Source organism: Nocardiopsis sp. FIRDI 009, from assembly GCF_003386285.1.
In the GTDB taxonomy this organism is placed as follows: domain Bacteria; phylum Actinomycetota; class Actinomycetes; order Streptosporangiales; family Streptosporangiaceae; genus Nocardiopsis.
Genome location: NZ_QPNC01000015.1, coordinates 60,742 through 83,401 on the forward strand (window position 1 = coordinate 60,742; position 22,660 = coordinate 83,401).

24 protein-coding genes and 1 pseudogene are annotated in these 22,660 nt (G+C 70.2%); 15 read left to right on the top strand and 10 right to left on the bottom strand.

Going from position 1 to position 22,660, the window contains the following annotated elements; translation table 11 throughout:
* Window positions 1-2 precede the first annotated feature (2 nt).
* Both DVR05_RS12180 and DVR05_RS12185 read left to right on the top strand, forming a co-directional pair.
* Window positions 3-1,931, top strand: coding sequence for a fumarate reductase/succinate dehydrogenase flavoprotein subunit (locus tag DVR05_RS12180; RefSeq protein ID WP_116245974.1), 1,929 nt, complete (start codon window positions 3-5; stop codon window positions 1,929-1,931).
* Complete coding sequence (locus DVR05_RS12185) at window positions 1,928-2,722, top strand: succinate dehydrogenase/fumarate reductase iron-sulfur subunit (RefSeq protein WP_116245975.1); 795 nt, start codon at window positions 1,928-1,930, stop codon at window positions 2,720-2,722. The genes DVR05_RS12180 and DVR05_RS12185 overlap by 4 nt, the downstream gene beginning before the upstream one ends.
* Before the next feature lie 51 nt (window positions 2,723-2,773).
* Here DVR05_RS12185 and DVR05_RS12190 read toward each other — a convergent pair whose 3' ends face one another.
* Window positions 2,774-3,367, bottom strand: coding sequence for a hypothetical protein (locus tag DVR05_RS12190; RefSeq protein WP_116245976.1), 594 nt, complete (start codon window positions 3,365-3,367; stop codon window positions 2,774-2,776).
* Between the two features lie 352 nt (window positions 3,368-3,719).
* The gene (locus DVR05_RS12195) at window positions 3,720-4,304 is read right to left on the bottom strand and encodes an HD family hydrolase (RefSeq protein WP_116245977.1); all 585 of its coding nucleotides are present in this window, start codon (window positions 4,302-4,304) and stop codon (window positions 3,720-3,722) included.
* 65 nt (window positions 4,305-4,369) lie between these two features.
* Here DVR05_RS12195 and DVR05_RS12200 point away from each other — a divergent pair.
* Window positions 4,370-4,875, top strand: a pseudogene (locus DVR05_RS12200) (flavoprotein).
* Between the two features lie 147 nt (window positions 4,876-5,022).
* Here DVR05_RS12200 and DVR05_RS12205 read toward each other — a convergent pair.
* Window positions 5,023-5,496, bottom strand: a complete 474-nt coding sequence (locus DVR05_RS12205; protein WP_232832099.1) for an NUDIX hydrolase — start codon at window positions 5,494-5,496, stop codon at window positions 5,023-5,025.
* Window positions 5,497-5,513: 17 nt separating this feature from the next.
* Window positions 5,514-6,251, bottom strand: coding sequence for a helix-turn-helix transcriptional regulator (locus tag DVR05_RS12210; RefSeq protein ID WP_198659150.1), 738 nt, complete (start codon window positions 6,249-6,251; stop codon window positions 5,514-5,516).
* A 168-nt stretch (window positions 6,252-6,419) separates the two neighbouring features.
* Here DVR05_RS12210 and DVR05_RS12215 point away from each other — a divergent pair, with 168 nt between their 5' ends.
* The 9 genes from DVR05_RS12215 to DVR05_RS12255 all read left to right on the top strand — a co-directional run bounded on the left by DVR05_RS12215 (window position 6,420) and on the right by DVR05_RS12255 (window position 10,946).
* The gene (locus DVR05_RS12215; protein ID WP_116245980.1) at window positions 6,420-6,650 is read left to right on the top strand and encodes a hypothetical protein; all 231 of its coding nucleotides are present in this window, start codon (window positions 6,420-6,422) and stop codon (window positions 6,648-6,650) included.
* Window positions 6,647-6,919 (top strand): hypothetical protein, encoded by a 273-nt coding sequence (locus DVR05_RS12220; protein ID WP_116245981.1) that lies wholly within the window; start codon window positions 6,647-6,649, stop codon window positions 6,917-6,919. The genes DVR05_RS12215 and DVR05_RS12220 overlap by 4 nt, the downstream gene beginning before the upstream one ends.
* Window positions 6,916-7,152, top strand: coding sequence for a helix-turn-helix domain-containing protein (locus tag DVR05_RS12225; RefSeq protein WP_232832100.1), 237 nt, complete (start codon window positions 6,916-6,918; stop codon window positions 7,150-7,152). The genes DVR05_RS12220 and DVR05_RS12225 overlap by 4 nt, the downstream gene beginning before the upstream one ends.
* Window positions 7,153-7,180: 28 nt before the next feature.
* On the top strand, window positions 7,181-7,516 hold the full coding sequence (locus tag DVR05_RS12230; protein WP_116245983.1) for a hypothetical protein: 336 nt from the start codon (window positions 7,181-7,183) through the stop codon (window positions 7,514-7,516).
* Between the two features lie 68 nt (window positions 7,517-7,584).
* Window positions 7,585-7,692, top strand: coding sequence for an albusnodin family lasso peptide (locus tag DVR05_RS12235; protein WP_116245984.1), 108 nt, complete (start codon window positions 7,585-7,587; stop codon window positions 7,690-7,692).
* A gap of 60 nt (window positions 7,693-7,752) precedes the next feature.
* Window positions 7,753-9,348 carry an albusnodin/ikarugamycin family macrolactam cyclase gene (locus DVR05_RS12240; protein ID WP_116245985.1) on the top strand — a complete coding sequence of 532 codons (1,596 nt, stop codon included), beginning with the start codon at window positions 7,753-7,755 and terminating at the stop codon, window positions 9,346-9,348.
* Complete coding sequence (locus DVR05_RS12245) at window positions 9,345-9,947, top strand: lasso peptide biosynthesis B2 protein (protein ID WP_198659151.1); 603 nt, start codon at window positions 9,345-9,347, stop codon at window positions 9,945-9,947. The genes DVR05_RS12240 and DVR05_RS12245 overlap by 4 nt, the downstream gene beginning before the upstream one ends.
* A gap of 10 nt (window positions 9,948-9,957) precedes the next feature.
* Entirely contained in the window at window positions 9,958-10,536 is a 579-nt protein-coding gene (locus tag DVR05_RS12250) for a GNAT family N-acetyltransferase (RefSeq protein ID WP_116245987.1), read from the top strand.
* Between the two features lie 227 nt (window positions 10,537-10,763).
* Window positions 10,764-10,946 (top strand): hypothetical protein, encoded by a 183-nt coding sequence (locus tag DVR05_RS12255; RefSeq protein WP_116245988.1) that lies wholly within the window; start codon window positions 10,764-10,766, stop codon window positions 10,944-10,946.
* Between the two features lie 82 nt (window positions 10,947-11,028).
* On the opposite strand, the gene DVR05_RS12260 is transcribed toward DVR05_RS12255, so the two are convergent.
* Together DVR05_RS12260 and DVR05_RS12265 are read right to left on the bottom strand one after the other, a co-directional pair.
* A complete protein-coding gene (locus tag DVR05_RS12260) occupies window positions 11,029-13,485 on the bottom strand; it encodes an MMPL family transporter (RefSeq protein WP_116245989.1) in 2,457 nt (818 codons plus the stop codon).
* A gap of 36 nt (window positions 13,486-13,521) precedes the next feature.
* Window positions 13,522-14,181: a TetR/AcrR family transcriptional regulator gene (locus tag DVR05_RS12265; RefSeq protein ID WP_116245990.1), complete on the bottom strand. Its 660-nt coding sequence runs from the start codon at window positions 14,179-14,181 to the stop codon at window positions 13,522-13,524.
* Between the two features lie 466 nt (window positions 14,182-14,647).
* Between DVR05_RS12265 and ctaD the strand changes: the two genes are divergently transcribed.
* Together ctaD and DVR05_RS12275 are read left to right on the top strand one after the other, a co-directional pair.
* On the top strand, window positions 14,648-16,258 hold the full coding sequence (ctaD, locus tag DVR05_RS12270; RefSeq protein WP_116245991.1) for a cytochrome c oxidase subunit I: 1,611 nt from the start codon (window positions 14,648-14,650) through the stop codon (window positions 16,256-16,258).
* The gene (locus tag DVR05_RS12275; RefSeq protein WP_116245992.1) at window positions 16,255-16,620 is read left to right on the top strand and encodes a hypothetical protein; all 366 of its coding nucleotides are present in this window, start codon (window positions 16,255-16,257) and stop codon (window positions 16,618-16,620) included. Before ctaD ends, DVR05_RS12275 begins: the two co-directional genes overlap by 4 nt.
* A gap of 52 nt (window positions 16,621-16,672) precedes the next feature.
* On the opposite strand, the gene DVR05_RS12280 is transcribed toward DVR05_RS12275, so the two are convergent.
* From DVR05_RS12280 to DVR05_RS12290, 3 genes are all read right to left on the bottom strand, one after another.
* The gene (locus tag DVR05_RS12280; RefSeq protein WP_232832101.1) at window positions 16,673-17,290 is read right to left on the bottom strand and encodes an MBL fold metallo-hydrolase; all 618 of its coding nucleotides are present in this window, start codon (window positions 17,288-17,290) and stop codon (window positions 16,673-16,675) included.
* A gap of 113 nt (window positions 17,291-17,403) precedes the next feature.
* Entirely contained in the window at window positions 17,404-18,396 is a 993-nt protein-coding gene (locus DVR05_RS12285) for an adenylate/guanylate cyclase domain-containing protein (RefSeq protein ID WP_116245994.1), read from the bottom strand.
* 217 nt (window positions 18,397-18,613) lie between these two features.
* Window positions 18,614-19,477: a biotin--[acetyl-CoA-carboxylase] ligase gene (locus DVR05_RS12290; protein ID WP_116245995.1), complete on the bottom strand. Its 864-nt coding sequence runs from the start codon at window positions 19,475-19,477 to the stop codon at window positions 18,614-18,616.
* Between the two features lie 119 nt (window positions 19,478-19,596).
* Here DVR05_RS12290 and DVR05_RS12295 point away from each other — a divergent pair, with 119 nt between their 5' ends.
* Window positions 19,597-19,746: a hypothetical protein gene (locus DVR05_RS12295; RefSeq protein ID WP_232832102.1), complete on the top strand. Its 150-nt coding sequence runs from the start codon at window positions 19,597-19,599 to the stop codon at window positions 19,744-19,746.
* Window positions 19,747-19,960: 214 nt separating this feature from the next.
* On the opposite strand, the gene DVR05_RS12300 is transcribed toward DVR05_RS12295, so the two are convergent.
* Window positions 19,961-22,606 carry a phosphoenolpyruvate carboxylase gene (locus tag DVR05_RS12300; protein ID WP_255423083.1) on the bottom strand — a complete coding sequence of 882 codons (2,646 nt, stop codon included), beginning with the start codon at window positions 22,604-22,606 and terminating at the stop codon, window positions 19,961-19,963.
* Window positions 22,607-22,660 lie beyond the last annotated feature (54 nt).

Genomic DNA, 22,660 nt, shown 5'->3' on the forward strand with positions numbered 1-22,660 from the left:
ACATGCCCTCCACAACAGAACCCGACATCACCCGGTACCGCTACGACGTCGTGGTGATCGGCGCGGGCGGGGCCGGGCTCCGCGCCGCGATCGCCGCCCGCGAGCAGGGGAAGCGCACCGCCGTCATCTCCAAGTCGCTGTTCGGCAAGGCGCACACCGTGATGGCCGAGGGCGGGGCCGCCGCCGCGCTCGGCAACGCCAACCCCAGCGACGACTGGCGGACGCACTTCCGCGACACGCTGCGCGGCGGCAAGTTCCTCAACGACCCCCGCATGGCCGAACTCCACGCCCGCGAGGCCCCCGAGCGCATCCTGGAGCTGGAGTACTGGGGCGCGCTGTTCGACCGCACGAAGGACGGGCTGATCAGCCAGCGCAACTTCGGCGGCCACGAGTACCCCCGACTCGCGCACGTGGGCGACCGCACCGGCCTGGAGATGATCCGCACCCTCCAGCAGCGGATCGTGGCGCTCCAGCAGCAGGACGCGGCCGAGCTCGGCGACCCGGACGCGCGGCTGCGGGTCTTCGCCGAGACCGCCGTCACCCGGCTGCTCACCGAGGAGTCCGCCGACGGCCGCCCCGGGCGGATCCTCGGCGCCTTCGGGTACCGGCGCGTGGACGGCGGCTTCGTGGTCTTCGAGGCCCCCGCCGTCGTCCTGGCCACCGGCGGGATCGGCAAGGCGTTCCGCACCACGTCCAACTCCTGGGAGTACACCGGGGACGGGCACGCGCTCGCCCTGCGCGCCGGGGCGTCCCTCATCAACATGGAGTTCGTCCAGTTCCACCCCACCGGGATGGTCTGGCCGCCGTCGGTCAAGGGCATCCTCGTCACCGAGTCGGTGCGCGGCGACGGCGGGGTGCTGCGCAACTCCGAGGGCACCCGGTTCATGTTCGACTACGTGCCCGACGTGTTCCGGTCGCAGTACGCCGAGACCGAGGAGGAGGCCGACGGCTGGTACGACGACCCCTCGGGCCACCGCAGGCCGCCCGAACTGCTGCCCCGCGACGAAGTGGCGCGGGCCATCAACAACGAGGTCAAGGAGGGTCGGGGCTCCCCGCACGGCGGCGTGTTCCTGGACGTGTCCTCCCGGTTGCCCGCCGAGGAGATCCGCAGGCGGCTGCCGTCCATGCACCACCAGTTCAAGGAGCTGGCGGACGTGGACATCACCGCCGAACCGATGGAGGTCGGTCCCACCTGCCACTACGTCATGGGCGGGGTCCGGGTGGACGCCGACACCGCCGCCTCCGACGTGCCCGGGCTGTTCGCGGCGGGCGAGGTCGCGGGAGGGATGCACGGCTCCAACCGACTGGGCGGCAACTCCCTGTCCGACCTGCTGGTGTTCGGGCGGCGGGCCGGGCTCGGGGCGTGCGGCTACCTGGACTCGCGCGACGGCCCCGAACCGCCGCGCGCCGCGGTCGACGGCGCGGTCGAGCGGGCGGTCGCCGAGGCGCTGTACCCGCTCAGGCAGGGGGACGGGGTCAACCCCTACGACGTGCACGGACAGCTCCAGGACACGATGAACGACCTGGTCGGCATCATCCGGCGCGGACCGGAGATGGAACGGGCGCTGGAGCGGCTGGACGAGTTGGAGGAACGGTCCCGGCTCCTGTGCGCGCCCGGCGACCGGGTGTACAACCCCGGCTGGCACCTGGCGCTGGCGCTGCCCAACATGGTCCTGGTGTCGCGGGCGATCGCCACCGCCGCGCTGGAACGCACCGAGTCGCGCGGCGGGCACACGCGCGACGACCATCCGGACATGTCGCCGGAGTGGCGGCGGGTGAACCTGGCGGTCCGGGCGGACGGCGACGATCAGGTCGTCCTGACCCGGCGTCCGGTCGCCGACGTGCCGCCCGAGCTGCTGGCCCTGTTCGAGCGTGACGAACTGGCCAAGTACCTGACCGAGGAAGAGCTGCCCGAGGAGGAGCGGTCATGAGTGAGCGGAAGTTCCGGGTGTGGCGCGGCTCCGGCGAGGGCGGCGGCCTGACCGACTACACGGTGGACGTGCACGAGGGCGAGGTGGTGCTCGACGTGCTGCACCGCCTCCAGGCCACCCAGGCGCCCGACCTCGCCGTCCGGTGGAACTGCAAGGCGGGCAAGTGCGGGTCGTGCTCGGTGGAGATCAACGGCAGACCCCGGTTGTCGTGCATGACCCGGATGAGCGTGTTCGAGCCGGACGAGGTCGTGACCGTGACGCCGATGCGCACCTTCCCCGTGGTCAGGGACCTGGTGTGCGACGTGTCGTTCAATTACCGGAAGGCGCGGGAGATCCCGTCCTTCACCCCCGATCCGAACACCGGGCCGGGCGACTTCCGGATGAGGCAGGAGGATGTGGAGCGGTCACAGGAGTTCCGCAAGTGCATCGAGTGCTTCCTGTGCAACAACGTGTGCCACGTGATCCGTGACCACGAGGAGAACATGGAGCACTTCTCCGGGCCGCGGTTCCTCATGCGGGTGGCGGAGTTGGAGATGCATCCCGAGGACACCGCGGACCGGAGGAAGATCGCGCAGGACGAGTTCGGGATGGGGTACTGCAACATCACCAAGTGCTGCACGGAGGTGTGCCCGGAGGGGATCCACATCACCGACAACGCGCTGATCCCGCTCAAGGAGCGGGTGGTGGACCGCAAGTACGACCCGCTGGTGTGGCTGGGGTCGAAGATCGGCGTGCGCCCCAAGGACACGCCGATCGTGCCGAACACCCGGCGGCCCGCCGACGAGGGCTGATGTCCGCTGCCGTGTGGGGCGGCGGTGTCGTCCGCCGCCCCACACGGGTGGTCAGTGCGCGAAGACGAAGGGACGCGATGCGTCCGGAGCCGTCCCGAGGTCGCCGCTGTGCTCACGGGCGCGCTGGCTCTGCCAGGCACGGACCAGGCTGGCGAGTTCGTCGAACTCCCCCGGTTCCCGCGTGATCGGAGCCGCGAGCAGGTCACCTTCGGGGACCGGACGCGGGGTGGGAACGTGCGGGGTCGGAGATGTGGGGGCCGCGTGTTTGGGGGTGTAGGCGGTCGCGCGTTCGGGGGTCGGCACCCGGGGCCGGAGCGGACTGGCGAGGGTCGGCCGTGTCGTCCGGGCGCGCAGGCGGCGGGCGGGGTGCGCGTCCGCGTAGGCGAGTTCTCGCTCGTGGGCGACGACGTAGGGCCGGACGAAGGCGGCGTCCCTGGCCGGAGGGGTCGGACGCGGCGCCGGAGGGGCGCTGACCTGCGGGGGCTCGGGCGTCGGCTCGGAGATGACGGGGGCGGGCGTCGGCGCGTAGCGGCGGACCCGGGTGGAACGGTGACGGCGGGCACTGTGACGGCCGCGCGCGGGAGCGAGGAGGGCTTTGACGGTCTCCAGGGCAGACCTGAGGACCGCACGGCTAAACTGAGCCATGTCGGCAATCCTTGGGTTCAAGAACGAACTTGCTGACCACGACCCCGGGCGGTTTGCTACCGTCGCGGGGTCTTCGGCGTATGAAGTTGTGGGTTTGGCAAGAAGATTAGGGCACGCCGCGATGCGGTGGCGAACTTTTCTGCGAACTGAGTCAGAAAAACTTCCCCACTTGCCCATCAGCCCAGCTCAGAGCACACACCAAAAATGGATGTGCTCATTTCCCTACCTCGCCAGAACTATCCCCTTCACCCGAATTGAAAGGATTTATACACGCCGACAGAAACATAGAAGGGGCGGCACTCCCCTAGAAGTTCCGTCCCTGAGTAGGACCGCCCGAAGGTGGACGAAACACCTACAGCGGCGGCTTCGCGTCCCGCGCCTCATGCATCCACGCCAGCGATGACCGCTCCAACGCCGCCTTCGCCAACCGCTGCGCCGACGCGGTCTTCAACGCCGCCAACGACGTATCCACCCACGCCTGCGTGTCCGTCCCCCGCTGCTGGTACTCCACCGCCTGCAACAGGCACTCCAGCTTGTCAGCGTCCTTCGCACACACCGACTCCGGAGATTCCTTCGCCTCGTACTCGGCCACCGCGCCGCTGACCATGTCAGCCACTACCTCAGGCAACCCCGCCACCTGGTCCGCGGTCACCGACTCAGGTGGTGCCGCCTTCAGGTACCGCTTCCCGATGTAGGGCACGTCCATCGTGCGGGTCTCCTGCGTGTCATGGAACAACGCCAGGAACGCCGCCCGCTCCGGGTTCGCGCCCTCCATCGACGCGAGCACCGCCGCGACGACCGCCGTCCGGTGCGAGTGGTCCGCGATCGACTCCGCATCGGGCACCCCGGCGATCACCCACCCGGTGCGCTTGTACCGCTTGAGCAGGCCGATCTCGTACAGGAAGTCCACGGTGGGGGTGTCCTGCCCGTCTGCCATAGGGGGTCCCTTCTACCTTCGGTGGATCATCATGTCGTCCGAGTCTCGACATCTACACTGCCCGCATGGCGAAAACCCTCTACCTCGTCGTCTCCGGCGCTCCTGCCCCCGAAGGCGTGACCGATCTCGTGCGCCGACTGCAAAGCGACGGCTACACGGTGGTGTGCCTGTCCACTCCCCTCGGCACGAGGTTCCACGACCTTGACGAACTGGAGAAACTGACCGGTGAACCGGTCCGGGTCGAGTACCGGATGCCCGGCACCGGCAAGAGCCTCCCACCCGCCGACCTCGTCGTGGCGTGCCCGCTCACCTTCAACAGCGTGAACAAGTTCGCCAACGGCCACGCCGACAACTTCGCGATCGGGCTTCTGTGCGAAATGGTCGGCTACGGTGTTCCGACCGTCGTCGTCCCCCACTGCAAACCCCAGCTCGCCGCGCACCCGGCGTTCCAACGGTCACTCGACACCCTCAGAGGCATCCCCGCCGTCACCCTTATGTACGACCATGACGCCCCTACGAATCCCGCCTCCCCACCTGGGAACGCCTACACGCGACCATCCGCGCTCTGTAGATCGGAGGCCCCGGGTGGCCGCAGCCGCCAGGGGCCAGATCATCCGCCGCGCCGGTTCCAGTGTGTCGTCCGTCCGCCCTGAGCACGAAATCATCGCCGACCCCGCACACCGATGGCCCGTCCGAGGTGGCCGACCGGTAGTGCCCTTCACGCGATGTACGGCGGCTCCCCCGACAAACCCCAGTCGATCCGCTGCCGCAGCGCCGGAGCGATCGGGTATTCCCCCAGGTCGGCCGGATCCACCCATCGCACTTCGAGCGCCTCATCTGGCGCTGGAGCGACCCTCCCACCGACCACACGACCGCGCACACAGATATTGATGGGCTGGCGCACCTCGTCAAGCTTGTCGCCGTGCCAGTACGCGATCACGTGATCCGGTGTGGAGAACACCCCAACGAGGCCAGTGATCTCGATATCCAGGCCGGTCTCCTCCCGACACTCACGAATCGCGCCCGTACCGACGCTCTCACCCTTCTTCACCGCGCCCGTGGGGATCGTCCACAGGTGGTTGTCGGTGCGTTTGAGCAACAGCAACCGGCCGTCATCGTCCTGCACGAAAGCCGACGCGGATGTCTTGCGTGACGTCGGCTTGGGGGCATCGGGATCCTGCCAGTGATCCACACGGCGAGTCCTACGGGTCACGACTTCTCCATTCGGGGCATCGGGCGTGCCGACGCCCATACCCGCTCATACGACTCCACATACGTGTTGAAGTACGCCCCGTCCATACGCCGCAAATGCGTCACCGGAGTGAACGCCGCCAGAATCCCGTAGGCGTGCCCGTTGACGAGCATGTCGTCATCGAACCGGTAGATGCTGTTGTACAAGGGCGCATCGTGCAGGCGAATCTCGACCTCCGGCGGCATCCGCTGGTCGTAGTAGGACATCACCGAGGTCACCCGACCGGCGACACCACCACCGATACGGTGCTCCTTGTCGCGAGCCGCGAGCTGCATCCCATCCGGGTCACCGAGGAGGAGACGCACCCGTACCTTGTCACTCGCCTTCTGTACCAGTGTCGGTAGCCAATCGGGGTGCTCTTCGGTGAGGAACAGGCCCGCATAGGCAAGTAGACACACATCGCGTTCCGCACCGCGTAGCAACTCCATCCACAGGTGACGGGGCACGTCCGCGCGACGCGGCCACGTCGCGGCGATCTCCGCCCCCGTCAATGACGCTTTGTTGACGGCCTCCGGCCACAGGTAGGAGTCGTCCTCGCGCAGGATTGCGGCGACCCGGTAACGGGTGGACGCGTAGGGGATGGTGCCGCTAATCCACCGCTCAACGCTCTTGGTGGACACTTCTGCGGCTTCAGCGAGAGCTCGGGTGTCAAGCCCGGCGCGAAGCATGGCACGGCGCAAGCGTTCGTTGACCATGCGGCCATGCTAGACATCGGCCGACATCCGCAGGCACGAATCGGACACGAAGGTGTCGGTAGATGTCTACCTGTGTCGGTGCGCTGTCCGCAACCGCCTTGGGACCGTAGGTGCACAGAGTCCTGACGGCCGATGTGGCGGCCCCTATCTGAATGCGCAGGTGGAGACATGCCCAAGCTTGTCCAACAGCAGCCACCCAACGCGCCACGGACGGCGGACGAGCGCAACCCCCGTATCGCCGCATTCCGCCGGGACTTCCCCGGGTGGACGGCGTGGGAGGCCGACGGCTCCTGGCGGGCCCTGCGCGTCGACGGCCGGGACGGGCTGGTCGGCCTGACCGCCGCCTCTCTCACCGAACTCCGGATGAGGCTCGCCGAAGCGCTGCGGGTCGCCTCATGAGCGCGAAGACCGACCTCGCCCGCCTCCGGGCCGAGTACGGGGACCGGTACTGGATCCGGTGCACGGAGCACACCTGGATCGCCACCGACCGGGACCCGTACACGACCACCGAACCGACGCTGATGGCGGACACCCCGGGCCAGCTCGCCGAAAGGCTGGCCAACCCGGGGCCGCGCGTCGGCACGCCGTTCCCGATCGGGGTGTACGGGGTCGACCCGCAGGCGGCCCTGATCGCCCCCGCGCCGCGCACCCCCTACTCCCGCCCATGAAAGGCACCGCGACGATGACCGCCGAGCACGGCTCCGCCCCGGCCGCCGGAAGCCTCATGACGCCCAACGAGGTCGCCGCCCTCTTCCGGGTTCACGCCAGCACTGTCGTCCGCTGGGCCAGGGAGGGCCACCTGACCAGCCTCACGACGCCGACCGGACGCCACCGTTTCCCCGCCGAACACGTCCACGCCCTCCTCACTCGGGAGGCCCGTACCGGCACCGAGCGCCCCTGACCCGCCCACGAACGACCAGGAGCCACCCGTGCCCCATGCGACCCGGCAGGACCACGCGCCCCTCCCTCGACGCGTCCGCCGTTCCGCGCCGCTCGCCACCGTCCGCCCCCTCCCCGTCCACCCGTACGGCCGAGCGAACACCACCGGCCCCGACGACCTGTCGGGCCTGACCGGGGCCGTCCGAACCCTTCTCCGTCACCGTCCCGACCTCGCTCACCCCACCCCCACGACCGGGAGGACGCCGCCCATCACCGACCTGCTCATCTCCCTGGCCGAGGTCCACCGGCTCGCCCTGACCATCGACGCCGACAAGGAGGCGGCCGACATCGTCCGCCTCGTCGGCACCCTCCGCGTCACAACGTGACTCCGACCATCTCCGTGAACCAAAGGAAGGCACTCACAGGGTGCTCACCCTCAACAGAAAGGAAGCTGATGGACGACCGCACCGATGGTGAAGAGATCATGCTCGGCGACGTCGCGGACCTGACCCTCGGCGAGGGCTCGGACGACAACGAGGACAAGCGCCAGGTCTACTGCTAGCCGTCTGCTCACCGGGGCGTCCGCGGTGGCGCGGGCGCCCCTCTTCTCCAAGGGGACCCGTTGTTCGGAGGCACGACCAACCCCCGTTCCACCCGACACCCCACCGGAACGCGGACACTGGCAGGAATGCCACAGGTGTGGGTCAGCGAGGACGAGAAACCGAACGTCGTCGCCACTGACAGAGGACGATTCGCGGTGCTCGGACTGTGCGGTGTCACCAGCACCCAGCTTCGGTCCACCGTCAGTCACGGCGTTCCGGATGACATCACCTGGAGATGGCCCGGCTCCTATGTCGTGATCCACATGGAAGCCGACGATCTGCGGATCTGGACCGACCTCGGTTCCGTCCCCGTCTACGTTCGCCGGATGAGCGACCAGGAGGTCATGTGGAGCACGAGCGCCCGTGCGCTCGCCTCCCTCGACGCGGAGCCGGTCCTTGATCACGGCTCCGTCGCCGCCTTCGTCAGGGGAGACCCCGTCCAGGGGTCCATGTTCGCCGACGTCCAACGGCTCCCGGCCGGACACCGCATCCATCTGGCCCGGGGCGGATGGTCAGCGACCCCCGTATGGAAACCACGGCCTTCACCGGAACCGACCGCGCGCAGGCTTCGCCGAGCGTTGGAGGCCGCCGTGGCGGTGCGCGTGGACGGCACCGAGCGGCCCACGTGCGACTTCTCCGGAGGACTCGACTCCACCAGTCTGGCGCTCCTCGCCGCCCGCAGACTCGCCCCCTCGGGGCGGGCGATGATCGGAACCACCCTGCATCCCGCAGGAATCACCACCGGCGGGGACCTGGACTACGCCAGGGCGGCGGCCTCAACTCCAGGGCTGGAACACGCCTGGATCGGTGTGGACGACAGCACCGCGCCCTACCGAGACCTGTCGAGTCTGCCGCCGACCGACGAACCGCCCGTGAGCGCCGTCACCGTCGCCACCTTCGCCGCACAGATGCGCTGGCTGGCCCATCACGGTTCGGATGTCCACATGACCGGTGACGGTGGGGACACGTTGCTCGTGACACCGCCCTCCCACATCGCGGAGCTGGTCAAAAGGCGACGGTTGCTCACAGCTGTCAGGGCGGCGAGCCGGTTCGCTCGGGTACGCCGTCTGTCCCTCCGTCAGGCTCTGAGGCACGCTCGTACCCCCCGACCGGGGAACACGGGACTGACACTGCCCAGCCGTACCCACCACGCAATGGTGGCCACCCTCGTCAACAGCGCCAGGTCGGCGCGGGCCGACGTCGAGCTGGCGGCCACGTTCGGTGTGCGGTTGGAGAACCCCTTCTTCGACGCTCAGGTGATCGACGCCTACCTGGCCCTGCCCCTGGAGGAGCTACCGGAACCCGCCCAGTACAAGCCGATCCTGAGCGAGGCGATGAAGGACGTCCTTCCCACCGCTGTGCGGCGGCGGGTCACCAAGGCGAGTACGACAGCCGATCACTACGAGGGCATCCGGCGTTCCCTTCCGGAGGTGGACGCCCTGCTCGACGGATACCTCGCCACTGTCGGTCTCATCGACCTGCCGACCACGCGAGCGAACCTGCGCGCGGTCGCGGCGGGAGCAGGCGATCTCCGCGCCATCCACCTCATCGTCGCCTTCGAGGCGTGGTGGCGAGCCATGTCACGTGTGCCGTGGGAGGAAGGGGTCCAGCGATGACGAACACTCAACGGGCCTGCGAACTGGACGGAGAATGGCTGGTCGTCGTGGACTACCGGAACGGCTCCACACGACTGCTTGATTCGGTGGCGGCTGAGCGATGGCGCCGCTCCTCGGACGTCGCGCCGGTGAAGCGTGTGCCGTGGACTCCGTCGCGAAGCATCAACGAGGTGCCCATGGGATGGGACCCTCCACCTCCGGTGCCCCTACGAACGCTCGCGGCCGTCGGCGTGGGGCTGCTGGTGACGATGGTGGCAGCGGTGCTCGGCCCACGTAAACGACGGATGCGCCGCCTGGTGGGATTGGTCCGATTCGCGACCTGCCTGTCTTGGGAGCAGGCCTCCGCCCCGCTCGTCGAGGAATCGGTGAACGCGGTCCGGCACTACGGATTCCTGCCCGCGCGCATCGCCTGCCTGGAATCGTCGGTGGCCGTAGTCGTCTCGCTCGTCTTCCAGGGACGGAAGGTCACCTGGCATCACGGTGTCCGCTCCGATCCCCTCGTACTGCACGCGTGGCTCTCGATCGACGGTGAGCCGGTGGCCGAACCGCCCAGCACGCGGCGATGCGCAACTCTCCTGACTATTCCGTCACAACCTTGAAGGACCGCACATGAGTAATGACAACGACCCGTGGATCTGGCTTCGCGGAAAGGTCGCGGGGCTCGGCCCAATCCGGGAGGACCTGCTGGAAACGTACTGGCGGCTCGACCAGCAGATCACCACGATCGTGGGCTACAACCGCCAGAGTCCCCAACCGATGAAGACCACACGGGCAATCCTCATCGACGGCGGCAGCGGCCAAGAGATCCGCTTCACCGTCTACGACGTCACCCGGACACCGGAGGTCGCGGTGGGGGTGGCGAAGCTGGCTCTGGATAAGGCACGCGGCAACGCCGAATACCTCGTGTCGCTGGACCCGGACCACCACGGCCAGGGAATCGGCACGGAGGCCACCCGGCTCGTCCTGGACTACGCATTCCACGTCGCGAACATGGCGTGCGTCCACCTGACCGTGCTCGAACCCAACACCAGGGCAATCCGCGCTTACGAGGCGGCCGGATTCAAGAGGCAGGGCATCCGGCGGGATTCGAACGTCTGGCTCGGCGAGCGGGTCAACGAGGTGCTCATGGACGCGATCCCCGCTGACTTCGAGGGACCGTCCCTGGTCAAGCGGATGTTCGAGCGGTGATGTGGCCGGTTGCGGTCATCGGCCCCGGGTTCGTGGGACCGACTCCCTCGAACCCTGGTCATCCTGGGTCGGGCTGTGCCCCGGCTGGCCGTGGATATTCGCCGACCCGACCCACGGCGGCCCCCGCCCCCCTCCCCGGTGTGGAACCGGCCCGCGCGGGTAGTGCCCATAGCTTGGGGCCGGGCGACCGGCGCTCGACGTTCACCCCCAGGAGCGAGAGGAACCGGATGGCGACCAGAGACCGCGTGCACCTGACCATCACGCTGACCACACTCGTGGCGCTGATCTGCACCACCGCCCTCGGCGGCCTGACCTGGCTGGTCGCCCTGCTCTGGGGCCTGTGGCTGGTGTGCGCGGTCGTGTCCACGGCGGTGGCGCGGGCGTGGGCGCGCAGGGAGAGGGAGGACTGAGCCCCGGACCGGGGTTCCCCGACGCCGCGGAACCCACGAGACGACCCCCGTCGGCGCGCCGACGGGGGTCCGTGGTCCTCGACTACCCGCCGACCGGCGCGCCGACGGGCTCGGGGGCGTCGTCCCCCCGCCGGTCGCCCGGGGTGTGGACCCGCTCCAGGCGGGCCCCCTCCACGTCGACGTCCGGCAGGATCCGGTCCAGCCAGCGCGGCAGCCACCATGCCTTGTCACCGGCCAGGTGCAACAGCGCGGGGATCAGGGTCAGCCGCACCGCGAACGCGTCCAGCAGGACACCGAACGCCAGGGCGAAGCCCACCGGCCTGATCATGGTGGTGTGGGAGAAGATGAACCCCGCGAACACCGAGATCATGATGACCGCGGCCGCCGTGACCACCGCGCGCCCGGCGACCAGCCCCCTGCGGACCGCCACCCGCGCCGGGGCCCCGTGGACGTACGCCTCGCGCATCCCCGACCCCAGGAACAGCATGTAGTCCATCGCCAGCCCGAACAGGATGCCGACCATGATCGTCGGCAGGAAGCTCAGCACCGGGCCGGGGCTGTCGACGCCGAGCACGCCGCCCAGCCACCCCCACTGGTAGATGGCCACCACACCGCCGAGGGCGGCGGCGAAGGAGAGCACGAACCCGAGCGTCGCCACGACGGGCACCAGGAGCGAGCGGAACACCACGAGCAGGATGACCAGTGAGAAGCCCACGACCACCGCGAGGTAGCCGGGCAGGGCGTCGCTGAGCTTGTCGGAGATGTCGATGTTGCCGCTGGCGGTCCCGGCCACGCCCAGCTCCGCGCCGTCGTCGAACGGGTCCAGCCCGCGCAGTTCGTGGACCAGTGCCTCGGTGGACTCGCTCGACGGCCCCTCGGTCGGCACCACCTGGAAGACGGCCACGCTCCGGTCGTCGGACAGCGCCACGGGCGCGACCGCCTCGACCGCGTCCCGATCGGCGATCTCCTCCGCGACACGCAGCTGCTGTCCGGTGGCCTCCTCCTCGTCCTGCGACCCCGGCAGGTCCGCCACCACGACGAGCGGCCCGTTGGCCCCCGCCCCGAACGCCTCGTCCACGGCCGTGTAGGCGCGGTACTGGGTGGAGTCGTGTGCCTCGCTGGAACCGTCCGGCAGCCCCAACCGCAGGTCGAGCGCGGGCACGGCGACCCCCAGCAGCACGGCGGTCACCAGCACGACCCTGGCCAGGGCGCCCGGGGTCCGCATCGGGCGCGCGGGAGCGCCGTCGTGCCCGGCGGGGGCGGCCCCCGCCGAGGCCCGCTCCCCGCGGGAGAGGACGCGCCCGCCCACCAGCGACAGCAGCGCCGGGGTGAGGGTCACCGCCACCAGGACCGCGACGGCGACGGCGAGGGCTCCGACGTTCCCCATCATCCCCAGGAAGTCGATGCCGGTCAGGTTGAGCCCGAGCAACGCCACGAGCACCGTGGCTCCGGCGAACACCACGGCGTTGCCCGCCGTGCCGTTGGCCAGGGCGATCGACTCCCGGGTGTCGAGACCGCCACGCACCTGGCGGCGGTGCCGGTGGATGATGAACAGCGCGTAGTCGATCCCGACGGCCAGGCCGAGCATCATGCCCAGGATCGGCGTCACCGACGACATGGACACCAGGTCCGACAGCGCCAGCGCGGCCAGCAGCGCCACGCCCACGCCGACGAGCGCCTGCACGAGCGGGAGGCCGGCCCCGATCAGGGTGCCCAGCATGATGACGAGGACGACCGCGGCCACGGCGAGGCCGACCGCCTCGCCCACGCCGAAGAGCTCGGGGGCGGTCATGGCGATGTCGGAGCCGAACTCGGTGTCGACGCCGGGGATCTCCTCGAAGGCCGCGATGACCTCGTCCTTGGTCTCCTGGGCGATCTCGTTCTGTTCCTCGGTGAAGGCGACCGTGACCAGGGCGGTGGCGCCGTCGTCGGACACCACCCGGATGCCGTCGGACAGTTCCAGGAGTCGGGCGCCCTCCTCCAGGTTCTCCTCGCTCTCCTCCAGTTCGGCGAGGTTGCCTTCGAGTTCGGTGATCTGCGGGTCGAGCTGGGGGGCGACGGCGTCGAGCGTCCCCGCCGCCTCCGCCTGCTCGCGGGCGGTCTCCAGTTCGCTCAGCCCGGCCTCGATCTCCTCACGGCCGCCCGTGATCTCGGCGCGGCCCTGGTCGATCTCCTCCCGCTGCGCCTCGCGTCGCGCCTCGATCGCGAACGGGTCGGCGGCGGACTCCACGCCGTCGACCCCCTCGGCCTCGTTGAGACGGTCGAGGATCTCGGCGCGTTGCTCGCCGGTGAAGGGTTCTCCGTCCTGGGTGCGCAGGACGACGGTGCCGCTGCCGCCGCCCATCCCGGGGAACTCGTCGGCGAGCCGGTCGCTGACCCGTGAGGTCGGGGTGCCGGGGAGGGAGAAGGTCTCCTCCAGTTCCCCGGCGAAGAGTGCGTAGGCTCCCGCGGCGGCCAGGAGGGCGGCCAGCCACAGGGCGATCACGGTCCACGCGCGTCTGGCGGCGGCGCGGCCGAGTCGGTAGAGCAGTTCTGCCATGGGTGGTCTTCCGGTGTCGTGGTGGGGAGTGGCGGGTCAGGCCGGGCGGCCGGGAAGGGCGCCGAACCCGTCGCGCAGGGTGGTGAACAGGCGTTCCTGGAGGTCGTTCCAGACCTGTCGGGCTCGGGGGGTGTCGACCCCGCCGGTGGCCTCGTCCCAGTGGTGGAGCACGGCCATGAGACCGGCGATGTAGGAGGCGACCAGCACGTGCACGTCGAAGGGGTCGACGTCGGTGTGGTGGCTCTCCAACGTCTGCGCGAGGGAGACGCTGAACTCGTTCATCACCCGGTCGACGAGGACCAGCTCCCGGGGGGAGAGGTCCCGCTTCCGGCCGCCGAGGATCCCGGTCAGGTAGGTGACGGTGGACAGCAGGTCGGTCTCGCGCAGGGCGTCGGCGAACTGGTCCGCCATCGACACCGCGCCGTCCTCCGCCTGGGCCTCCAGGCTGCGGCGGAAGGTGTCGACCAGGTCGCCGACCGCCTCGCCGCACACCTCCATGACGACGTCGTCCAGGGACGCGAAGTGGTTGAACACGGTCCGTCTGGCCACGTCCGCCCGTTCCGCCAGTTCGTCGACGGTGAAGGTCGGCCCGACCCGCTCGTCGATGAGCTCGGCGGCGGCGTTGATGATCGCGCGGCGGTGCCGGGCCTTGAGCGCTTCGCGGCGGTTCGCGGCGGGCGGTGGAGTGTCGGCCATGAGATCACATTAGGAGCTTCTTGCACTTTGGTGCACTGTTGCACCGAGTGCAGTGTGTCACGTCGGTTTCCACCGCCATGTCCGACCCTGGCGGACCGTCGGGCCGGTCAGTCGGGTGGACGGCCCGCCGACGGCGCCCGGGGCGGGACCGCCCGCCGTACTCGTATCGCACGTTTTTTCGGAACGAATGAATTCCTGGGCCGAAAAACCGAATGACGATCCGCGACGACAGCTGCGGACAAAGGGGAAAAGAACATCGGTTCCGCGGCATCGGACTGTCGCACCTTGAATCCGGGCGGCATCCGAAGTTAACCTCGCCGTGTTCCCCCGGCGGACGGAAATCCCCGGGGGTTCCGGTGCGTTCGCTTTTCTTATCTACTTTCGGAACCGAGGTCGCGTCGTGACGGATGTGCACGCCGAGTCCCCTGCTCAGACCGCCCCGGCGAGGGCGCGAGGCCAGGGTTCGATGATCATCGACTGGCTGACGTCGACCGACCACAAGGTCATCGGGTACATGTACCTGATCACCGCGTTCGCCTTCTTCGTCCTCTCCGGCGTCATGGTGTTGCTGATTCGCCTCGAACTCCTCCAGCCGGGCATGCAGCTCATGACCAACGAGCAGTTCAACCAGCTGTTCACCATGCACGGCACGATCATGCTGCTGCTGTTCGCGACCCCGCTGTTCGTCGGGTTCTCGAACGTGATCCTGCCGCTGCACGTCGGCGCGCCGGACGTGGCGTTCCCGAGGATGAACCTGCTGGGCTACTACCTCTTCCTGTTCGGCAGCCTCATCGTCGTCACCGGGTTCGTGACCCCCGGCGGCGCTGCGGCCTTCGGCTGGTTCGCCTACACGCCGCTGTCGGACGCGGTCCGCTCCCCGGGTCTGGGCGGCGACCTGTGGATCCTCGGCCTGGTCGTGTCGGGCCTGGGCACCATCCTGGCGGCGGTCAACTTCATCACCACCGGCCTGTGCATGCGCGCCCCCGGCATGACGATGTTCCGCATGTCGATCTTCTCCTGGAACACGATCCTCACCAGCATCCTGGTGCTCATCGCGTTCCCGGTCCTGACCGCGGCCCTGATCGCCCTGGGCGCCGACCGCATGGTCGGCACCCACGTCTACGACGCCGAGCACGGCGGCGCGGTCCTCTGGCAGCACCTGTTCTGGTTCTTCGGCCACCCCGAGGTCTACATCATCGCGCTGCCGTTCTTCGGCATCGTGACCGAGATCCTGCCGGTGTTCAGCCGCAAGCCGATCTTCGGCTACAAGTCACTGGTGGCGGCGACCATCGCCATCACCGGCCTGTCCGTGACCGTGTGGGCGCACCACATGTTCCCGACCGGCGCGGTGCTGCTGCCGTTCTTCGCCTTCATGAGCTTCCTCATCGCGGTCCCGACGGGGGTGAAGTTCTTCAACTGGATCGGCACGATGTGGCGCGGCCAGCTCAGCTTCCAGACGCCGATGCTGTTCACCATCGGCTTCCTGGTCACCTTCCTCTTCGGCGGGCTGACCGGGGTGCTGCTGGCCTCCCCGCCGATCGACTTCCACGTCAGCGACTCCTACTTCGTGGTCGCCCACTTCCACTACACGGTCTTCGGCACGGTGGTGTTCGCGATGTTCGCGGGCTTCTACTTCTGGTGGCCCAAGTTCACCGGCCGGATGCTCGACGAGAGGCTGGGCAGGGTGCAGTTCTGGCTGCTGTTCCTGGGCTTCCACGGCACGTTCCTGGTCCAGCACTGGCTCGGCGCGATGGGCTTCCCCCGCCGCTACGCCGACTACCTGCCCACGGACGGCTTCACCGCGCTCAACCAGGTCTCCTCGGTGTCGTCCTTCGTGATCGCCGCCTCGGTCCTGCTGTTCCTGTGGAACGTCTACGTGACGGGGCGGAGGGCGCCCCGGGTCGAGGTGGACGACCCGTGGGGTTACGGCTGCTCCCTGGAGTGGGCGACGTCCTGCCCGCCGCCGCGGCACAACTTCACGTCGCTGCCGCGGATCCGCTCCGAGCGCCCCGCGTTCGACCTGAACCACCCGCACGCCGCCGCCCCGGGCGCCAGGACCGAGCCGGTGCGCGGGTGAGGGGCGCGGCCCCCGAGCCGCGGGGGGCGCCCGCGGGGCGCGCCCGCGCCGCCCTGGTCTGCCCCCTCCTCCTGGTCGTGGCCGGTTCGATGATGGCGTGGGTCTGGACCGGCCGAGCGGGCTTCGCCGTCGCCGGTTGCGCCCTGTTCGCGGTCGTGGTGGCGGTCTGCCTCCTCGCCGACCGCCGTGGTCGGCTGGAGGTGTTCGGCGGCCCCTGGGACGGGGCCCGCGTGCACCGGAGGGAGGTTCGGCACGGGCGCCGGGACGTGCTGCTGGACACCCACGACGGCGGCCGTGCCCGCTACGTGGTGGGAGGTTTCGGCGGTCTCCTCTACCGGGGCCAGGTCGAGGACCGCGGATGAAGGGGTTCCCGCGGCGAACCGCCCCGGCGGTCCGCCAGGGGTTCCCGCGGGCTCAGAAGCCCCGCTCGGCCCACTCGTCCAGGTGCTCGGCGGCCTCGGCGACGGTGGTCGACTCGCCGTGTCCGGGGTGGACGACGGTCTCCGGCGGCAGGCCGACCAGGTGGTCGCGGATGGACGCGATGATGGTCGGGAAGTCGGAGAACGGCTGCCCCGTGGCGCCGGGTCCTCCGGGGAACAGCGTGTCCCCGCTGAACAGGGTCCCGATCTCCGGGGCGTACAGGCAGACCCCGCCGGGCGTGTGCCCCGGGGTGTGCAGGACGCGCAGCTCCACACCCCCGGCGACCAGGCTCTCCCCGTGCAGGAGCGGGGCGTCCGGCTCACGGTCCGGGTACACCTGGTGCCACAGCTCGGCGTCGTCGGGGTGCAGCAGGATCGGGGTGTCGGTGAGGTCGGCCAGCGCGACCGCCGCGTTCACGTGGTCGCTGTGCCCGTGGGTGCACACGATCGCCATGAGTTCGCGGTCGCCCAGCCCCCGGGCGATGCGCTCGTGGTCGTGCGCGGCGTCGATCACGACGGCGGTGTCGGCGTCACCGACGATCCACACGTTGTTCTCGACGTCGAACTCGCTGCCCTCCAGGCTGAAGATGCCCGAGGTGCGCAGTCTCTCCACGGGGGGAGGGGCACTCGACACGGCTCACATCCCGTCTGCTCGCGGGCCGACTCTGCCTGGCAGCCTATCCCCCGGACCGGCCGCGCACGCGGCGTTTTCCGGGGATCCGTCGGTCAGTGCCCGCCGGGCTCGAAGTCGCGGCGCAGGGTGTAGGGCTGGATGAGTCCCAGACCGTGCGCGTGGCGGGCCCTCACCTTCACCACCTGGATCCCCTCCTCCCCGGTGAGGCTCTCGGCGAGGTTGTCGTCGATGAGGACGGTGCCGGGGCGGGCGAAGGAGGTCAGGCGGCTGGAGCGGTTGACCGTCGTGCCGAACACGTCGCCGTGCAGCGTCAGGACGGGTCCGTAGGCCACGCCAACCCGGACGTCGGGGACCTCCACGTGGGTCTTGACGCCGGAGGCCAGGCGCAGGGCGATGTCGGCGGCCTCGCGCGGCGAGTCGGCGACGTAGAGCACCTCGTCACCGAGGGTCTTGACCACGCGTCCGCCGCCGGAGGCGACGATGTCGGCGGCGGTGGCCTCGAAGCCCTCGACCACCTCGGCCAGTTCGACCTCGTCCAGCTCCCGGCTGAGGGTGGTGAAGGAGACCAGGTCCGCGAAGCCGACGATGAGCGGGTAGTAGTTGGGGACGATGTCGTTGTTGCTGGACATCACCGTCAGGGTGCGGGCGGTGGAGGCGGCGAGCTGGCGCCGCCAGATGTGCAGCAGGAGCCGCTCGACGTCGGGCAGGAGTTCCTTGACCTGGTTCATCAGCGGGCTGGCGGCGGAGTCGTCGCCGTCCTTGAAGATGAGCGTGCTGAGGATGCTCGTCTGCCAGTCGGCGAGGCGGGCCATGGTCTGGCCCATCGCGCGGGCGAAGCGGACCACGCCCTCCTCGTCCAGGACGCCCTCGGCCAGGAGGGAGTTGGTGATGCGCAGGGCCTCGACGTCGCTCTCGGCGAAGACCGGGTCGTCGTCGCCCTGCGTGGGGAAGCCCAGGGCGCGCCAGACGCGGCCCGCGAGTTCGGGGTCGGCTCCGGAGAGCTCGACCGCCTGTTCCCTGGTGTAGACCGGTTCACCGCCGAGCAGGGCGGACTCGATCGCTTTCGGGTCGGGACGCGACGGCATACGTTCTCTCTCAGACCATCCCCGCGTGTACGGGGAACCAGCACTTCGTCACTGGGCCGACGGTGCGGCGCTCGGTTCGTTCCGGCGGTTCCACTCCAGCTTACGCCCGGAGCCTCGGCCGACCAGGGCCGGACCGGGCCCCTCCTCCGCCGGGACGCGGACTGAACCGACAACGTTCCGCACCCGCGCCGCGTTCCCGAGAGGTGGGATCACATGGTCAGGATCCGGGACGGACGTGGACGACATCGCCCGCGCTGAGCTCCCGCCTGCCGCGCGGTCCCTCCACCACGAGCCTGGCGTGGGCGTCGACACCGGTGGCCGTCCCCTCTAGCAGTTCCTCGCCGGGAAGGTGGACGCGCACCCCGCGCCCCAGGGTGACGCACATGCCCCGGTAGGCGTCGGCCAGCCCACTGGCCTCGGCGTCACCGTCGGCGGCCGACCACACGGTGTACAGCTCCTCGAACCCGCCCAGGACGGCGCCGAGCAGCGCGGAGCGGTCCAGGTCCGTAGCGCCCTCACCGCGCAGGGAGACGGCGGTGTCCACGGGGAGTTCGGCGCGGGTCTGGGAGACGTTCACGCCCATGCCGACGACGACGGTCGGGGAGTCGGGGTCGGAGAAGTCGGCCTCGGAGAGGATGCCCGCGAGCTTGCCGTCGGCGGTCGCCGCCTCGGCGCGGGCCTCGGCGGGGACGATGACGTCGTTGGGCCACTTCAGGGCGGCCCGGACCCCGCTCACCCGGCGGACCGCGTCGACCGCGGCCACCCCCATGAGCATCGACAGCCAGCCCAGGGTGTCCGCGGGGACGGTGATGCGCAGGAGGACGGAGAAGGTGAGCGCGGCGCGGTCGGGGGTGGTGAAGCCGCGCCCGAGGCGGCCGCGCCCGGCGGTCTGGTGCTCGGTGGCCAGCACGCTGCCGTGCGGCGCCCCGGCCCTGGCGCGGGCGAGGAGTTCGGTGTTGGTGGAGCCCACGGCCGGGAGCACGTCGACGCCGTGCCACATCCCTCCGGGGCGGACCAGGGCGGCGTTGAGCGCCGAAGGGTCGAGCGGCGGACGCGGGAGATCGTCGGTGTCGTGGGCCATACGCCCATTACAGCAGCGCCGGAACCGCTGTGGAAAACTCCGCGCGGCGGGAGGGCGTCCGAGGCCGAACATCTCTGCCTGTCGTCACGTATCGCTACGTTCGGCCAACGGAGGTGACCATGAGTACCGATCAGAAGGCGACCGGCCCCTCCTCCCGCTGGGAGGTCGTGTTGCGCGCCTGGAAAGAGCTGGACCTGCCGGAGGAATGGCGGGCGGAGATCTTCGAGGGCGACATCGTCCTCACGCGGGCGGGCGGGCGGTCTGGGTGATCTGTCCGAAGCGGAGGCGAAGGCACCGGGGATGTCGCTCCTCGCCGACACCGTGGCACAGGCCCGAGGGGAACTCGACCTGCCCGAGGGCTGGCGGGCTGAGGTCCTCGACGGAGCGATCCGCATCGTCCCGCCCGAACTCTGAACCGGACCGGAACGGCCGCGCCCCCGCACCCTGGCCTCGGGTGCGGGGGCGCGTCGCGTCGGTCGGGGGTCAGCCGGTGTTCTGGAGCCCGGCGGCCACACCGTTGACCGAGAGCAGCAGCAGCCGCTCCAGGTGCTGCTGGTCCTGCTCGGACAGCGCGTCGGCCTCCTCGCCCCGCAGCGCCTCCAGCGCCCGCAGCTGGAGGTGGGACAGCGCGTCCACGTACGGGTTGCGCAGGTCCACCGCGCGGGCGAGCACCGCGCGGTTCTCCAGCAGGCGGCTGTGCCCGGTCACCGTGAGCACGAGCTCACGTGTGCGGTCGTACTCGGCCAGCACCCGCTCGCTCAGCTCCGGCCGACCGCCCAGCGCCAGGTAGCGCTCGGCGATGGTCCGGTCGGTCTTGGCCAGGCTCATCTCCGCGTTGTCCAGCAGCGACGCGAACATCGGCCACTCGCGGTAGGCATCCTGGAGCACCGAGACGTCCTCGACCGCCGCCAGACCGGTGCCCAGCCCGTACCAGCCGGGGAGGTTGACGCGGGTCTGGGTCCACGCGAACACCCACGGGATCGCGCGCAGGTCCCCCAGGCCCTTGGCCTTGCCCCGGCGCGCGGGGCGCGATCCCAGGCGCAGTTCGCCCAGCTCCTCCAGCGGGCTGACCCGGGAGAACCACACCGCGAAGTCCTCGGTGTTGATCAGGTCCAGGTAGGTCTCCTGGGCGGCCGCCGCGATGGTGTCCGCGAACGGGCGGAACCGCTCGGCCGCGGAGCGCTCGCGCTCCTGGACGGCGTCGGTGGAGGCCATGAGGACGGCGTGGCCGACCTGCTCGATGTGGCGGCGGGCGATGGCGGACTGCCCGTAGCGGGCGAAGATGACCTCGCCCTGCTCGGTCACCTTGAACCGGCCGCCGACCGAACCCGGCGCCTGGGCGAGCAGCGCCCGACTGGCCGGGCCGCCGCCACGGCCCAGGGAACCGCCCCGGCCGTGGAAGAGCGTCAGCCGCACGTCGTGGTCGCGCGCCCACGCCGCGAGCCGGGCCTGGGCGTCGTACAGCCGCAGCGTGGCGCTGACCGGGCCGACGTCCTTGGCCGAGTCGCTGTAGCCGAGCATGACCTCGATCCGCCGGCCGGTCTCGTCGAGTCGGCGCCGGACCTGCGGCAGCTCCAGCATGCCGTCGAGGACACCGGGCGAGGCGTCCAGGTCGGCGCCGGTCTCGAACAGCGGGATGACGTCCAGGACCGGCACCCGGTCGGCGGGCAGCGCGTGGGCGGCCAGTTCGTACACGGCCGCGATGTCCTCGGCCGAGCGCGTGAAGCTGACGATGTAGCGGCGGCACGCCTCCACCCCGAAGCGCTCCTGGATCCAGGAGATCACCCGCAGGGTCGCCAGGACCTCCTCCGTGCGCTCGGAGGGGCGCTTGCCGGCCCGCAGCTCGGCCAGGGCGGCGGCGTGCACCTCGCTGTGCTGGCGGATCTCCAGCTCGGCCAGGTGGAACCCGAAGGTCTCGGCCTGCCAGATGAGGTGCTGCAACTCTCCGTAGGCCTGGCGGACGGCACCGGCCTCGACCAGCGAGTCCTGGACGGCCCGCAGGTCGGCGAGGAAGTCGTCCGCGGTGGGGTAGGCCAGGTCGGCGTCGCGTTCGCGCGTGGCGCGCAGCCGCGCGGTGGCCAGCAGCAGCGCCTGGCGGTGCGGTTCGTTGGGCGAGCGCTTGACGATGTCCGACATCAGGTCGGGCTGTCCCGCCCTGGCGGCGGAGAGCGCGTCCAGGAGCGCGGGGCTGGCCGGGGTGAGGTTGGAGTAGGCGGTCAGGGTGCGTGCCACGCGCTCGCAGGCGCGCTCCAGGCCGCGCAGCACGTGCTCGGACTGGATCCGCACGGCCTCGCGCGTCACCTCGTGGGTGACGAACGGGTTACCGTCGCGGTCGCCGCCGATCCAGCTGCCGTAGCGGACGAAGGGCGTCGCGCGCGGGGGCCGCACACCGGTGCCCTCGGGGTCGATCGCGGTGTCCAGGGTGCGGTACACCTGCGGGATGACGTCGAAGATCGTCTCGTCGAACGCGGCGAGCGCGGTGCGCACCTCGTCGAGCGGGTCGAGCTTGGTGTAGCGCAGCTGGGACGTGCGCCAGAGCAGGTCGATCTCCTCCAGCAGGCGCCGGTGGGCCCCGGCCGCGGCGCTGCTGCCCTCGTGGGCGGCGTGCCAGGCGTCCAGCTGGGCGCTGATGCGCAGGATGGACGTGGACACCGCGCGCCTGCGGGCCTCGGTGGGGTGCGCGGTGAGCACGGGGTGGAACTCCATGCCCGCCACGAGTTCGGACAGCCGCTCCTCGCCCCCGTCGGTCTCCCGGATGGCGCGCACGGCGGCGGCCAGGGACTCGTGGGGCGGGTTGGCGGCGTCGTCGCGCTCGCGCAGGGCGCGCATGCGCTGGTGCTCCTCGGCCAGGTTGGCGAGGTGGAAGTAGACGGTGAAGGCGCGCGCGACCTGCTTGGCGCGCTCCAGGGGCCAGGCGGCGACGATCGCGGTGATCTCCTCGGTGGAGACCGACCCGTCGCGGGCACCGATCACGGCGTGCCTGAGCTTCTCCACATCGGCGAGGAGGTCCTCGCCGCCGCTTTCGGCCAGGACCGTTCCGAGCATCTCGCCGAGCAGTTTGACGTCATTCCGAAGCTGCTCGGGAACTTCCTGCCGGACACTGTCGCGTTCTGCGCTAACCGCTGTCATGGGGCCGAGACTACAGAGGGCGGGCCTGCACGGATGCGTTCGGGGGGCGGATTT